2 protein-coding genes are annotated in these 3655 nt (G+C 42.1%); one reads left to right on the top strand and one right to left on the bottom strand.

The window, feature by feature from the left end; genetic code table 11:
• Positions 1 to 131: 131 nt before the first annotated feature.
• The gene (gene metG / locus DW005_RS05740; RefSeq protein ID WP_117478531.1) at positions 132 to 2123 is read right to left on the bottom strand and encodes a methionine--tRNA ligase; all 1992 of its coding nucleotides are present in this window, start codon (positions 2121 to 2123) and stop codon (positions 132 to 134) included.
• A gap of 588 nt (positions 2124 to 2711) precedes the next feature.
• Here metG and DW005_RS05750 point away from each other — a divergent pair.
• Positions 2712 to 3584, top strand: coding sequence for a deoxyribonuclease IV (locus DW005_RS05750; RefSeq protein ID WP_117478533.1), 873 nt, complete (start codon positions 2712 to 2714; stop codon positions 3582 to 3584).
• The last annotated feature ends 71 nt before the right edge of the window (positions 3585 to 3655 follow it).

The following is a 3655-nucleotide window of genomic DNA, read 5'->3' on the forward strand; positions in this document are numbered from 1 at the left end:
TCGCCGTGCCGCACCTCGGAATGCTCCGCATTCCTCACTGCCGGGCTTTCGCCCTATACTAGAAAGAAACGATTTTCTCTTTTGTGCAAGCACAAGAGAAATCGTTTCTTTCTAGTGCACGGCTCAATGCTTTAGCATATCTCTGCTCCTGCCGGCATTTTTTTCTCGGGAGTCATGAGGGAGAGGTTGCCTTCTGCGTCTTCTGCGCAAAGAAGCATTCCTTCCGATAATACTCCTGCAAGTTTCGCCGGTTTTAAGTTGACAAGTACCATTACTTTTTTGCCAACCATTTCTTCCGGTGAATAATATTTCTTAATTCCTGATACAATCTGTTTGACTTCACTGCCAATTTTCACCTGGCTGCAAAGTAATTTTTTCGATTTCGGCACTTCCTCACAGGCAATAATCTCGCCCACCTGGAACTGCATTTTCATAAAGTCATCAAATGTGATTTCCGGTTTTGCTTCGATGTCAATTCCTTCTTCCTCGCCGGCATCTTCTTCACCGGACTCAGCCTTTACTTCTGCCATCTGTTTCTGTTTAATTTCTTCAGCCTTTGCCAAAACTTCTTTCGGATCGAGACGCATAAACAAAATTTCCGGAGAATCCGTTACTTTTGTACCGGACTCATACTGACCAAACGTATCCATTTCTTCATAACCACGTTTTTTCGCATTTAACTGTGCGAGAATTTTCTCTGTCGTCTCCGGCATAAATGGCTCTAACAGACTGGCACCAATTACGATACTCTCAACTAAGTTGTAAAGGACGGTAGAAAGACGGTCTTTCTTTGCCTCGTCTTTACCAAGTACCCATGGCTCCGTCTCATCAATATATTTGTTACAGCGTTTGAACAGGCGGAACACTTCCGTAATCGCATCCGCCACACGCAGTTTATCCATTTTTTCTTCAACTGCTTTTGGTACTGACAAAACAGTCTCTTTCAAATCGTCATCAACTGCTTCTGTCACATTTTTATTTTCCAAAACGCCGCCAAGATATTTGTTCGTCATGGAAATGGTACGATTTACAAGGTTGCCAAGAACATTCGCAAGGTCAGAGTTCATACGCTCTACCATGAGCTCCCAGCTCACAACACCATCATTTTCAAATGGCATTTCATGCAAAACAAAATAACGTACGGCATCCACGCCAAAAATATCTACCAAATCATCAGCATAAATAACATTTCCCTTGCTCTTACTCATCTTGCCGTCACCCTGCAAAAGCCACGGATGTCCAAATACCTGTTTCGGCAGTGGAAGGTCAAGCGCCATCAGCATAATCGGCCAGTAAATCGTGTGGAAACGAAGAATATCTTTTCCAATCAGATGCAAATCTGCCGGCCAGTATTTTTCATATAAATTCTCGCCATCCACAAGCGTGTGATTTCCATCCAAATCAAAACCTGTACCGGTCACATAGTTGCTTAACGCATCAATCCACACATAAATTACATGTGCCGGGTCAAAGTCAACCGGGATTCCCCATTTGAAACTTGTACGGGAAACACACAAATCCTGTAAGCCCGGTTTCAAAAAGTTATTTACCATCTCGTTTTTACGAGACTCCGGCTGAATAAACTCCGGATGAGTCTCGATGTGCTTCATCAAGCGGTCCTGATATTTACTTAATTTAAGGAAATAAGCTTCTTCTTTTGCCGGCTGGCACTCTCTGCCACAGTCCGGACATTTGCCATCCACTAGCTGGGATGGTGTAAAGAAAGATTCGCAAGGCGTACAGTACATACCCTCATAAAATCCCTTGTAAATATCTCCTTTATCATAAAGCTTTTTGAAAATCTTCTGAACCTGCTTTTCATGAGCCTCATCAGTTGTACGGATGAAGCGGTCATAAGACGTATTCATCAAATCCCAAATTCTTTTTATCTCTGTCGAAACACCATCTACAAATTCTTTTGGTGTAATTCCTGCTTCCTGTGCTTTTAACTCAATTTTCTGTCCATGCTCATCGGTTCCTGTCTGAAAACGAACATCATACCCCTGAAAACGTTTGTAGCGGACAATGGCATCAGCCAAAACGATTTCGTAAGTATTGCCAATATGCGGCTTGCCCGATGTATAAGCAATCGCCGTCGTCAAATAATAAGGTTTCTTACTCATTTTTTGATATTCCTCCAATTCTTAAGTCAAGTGGCAAATGAAGCCACTTTCTTAGTTTCTTATTTTAGGTAAAATGGGACGAGATGTCAAGCATGGATGTGGCAGGGGAGTCAAGTGTTCGTTGGCATTTTTTGTCTTCCAATAATTCCGTAGGAAAGCTTTGCGTCTCGTGGGCACTCCCGTTCATTGAGTACGTAGCGGTATGGGCACTGAAACTACCAGCGCCACATACCGACGCACTCAAAACCCACTCGTCACAAAGTTTTCCTACGGAATTATTGGAAGGCAAAGGAACTAGTAACGAACATTTTTGACAGCCCCATCATCCCAAACTAAGTTTTTCTTTATCATCTTATAACTGCATTCAGAAAACATTTCATAATGTATTTGTAAAACAATAAACGACTGAGTCACAAAAGTTCTAGCTTGTAGCAAATGTTCACCGCCAGTTTCTTTGAATTACGGAAACAAAAAAAGAGTGAATGAACACTTGGCACAAACAATTTATCTATTGTTTACACATTACCCCCAAACGTGTATACTAAGAACATCACAAACACGCCCCGGCGTGCCAAAGGAGGATTTCTTATGTTATTACTCGGCTCTCACGTGGGAATGAGCGGCAAAGATATGCTTGTGAATTCCGTAAAAGAGGCACTTTCTTATGATGCCAATACTTTTATGGTATACACCGGTGCTCCCCAGAATACGAGACGTAAAGATATTTCGGAATTATGCATTCCACAGGCAAGAAAGTTAATGGAAGAACATGACATGGCAAACTTTATTGTTCATGCACCTTACATTATTAATCTTGCCAACACGGTAAAACCGGAGACCTATGAACTGGCGGCCACTTTTCTGGCAAAAGAGATTGAACGCACAGCGGCTATGGGTGCAACCGTTTTAGTTTTACATCCGGGTGCACATGTTGGTGCCGGAGCAGAAGCCGGTATTGCACAAATCTGCAAAGGACTTAATGAAGTTTTAAACGAAGATACTCCTGTGTTTATCGCACTGGAAACAATGGCTGGAAAAGGCACAGAAATCGGACGCAGTTTTGAAGAATTGAAGGCTATTTATGACGGCTGCAATCATCCGGATAAACTTCGCGTCTGCTTTGACACCTGCCATGTAAATGATGCCGGCTACGATTTAGTGAACGACTACGAAAATGTTATGAAGGAATTTGATAAAATAATTGGTCTTGACCAGATTGCTGCTTTCCATATTAACGACAGTAAAAATCCGCTCGGTGCAGCAAAAGACCGCCACGAGAATTTTGGAAAAGGTTATTTAGGAAGCGACGCTCTGATGCAGGTTATTCGAGATTCGCGCTTTGAAACGATTCCGAAAATTCTGGAGACTCCGTATATCAAAGACCCGGAAAATCCAAAGAAATCAACACCACCTTATAAAGAAGAAATTGCCTGGATTAAAAAGCAATTGATGGAAGGATAAAAAAAGAGGGGCTGTCTCAGTGATATGCTCCCTTCTAGGTAGACAAGTGAAATAATTAAACTTGTTACTTA

The organism is Clostridium sp. AF36-4 (assembly GCF_003435975.1).
Classification (GTDB): Bacteria; Bacillota; Clostridia; order Lachnospirales; family Lachnospiraceae; genus Eubacterium_F.

Coding starts and splice junctions, on each gene's coding strand:
- metG (WP_117478531.1), bottom strand. CDS start 2,123: ATGAGTAAGAAACCTTATTATTTGACGACGGCGATTGCTTATACATCG.
- DW005_RS05750 (WP_117478533.1), top strand. CDS start 2,712: ATGTTATTACTCGGCTCTCACGTGGGAATGAGCGGCAAAGATATGCTT.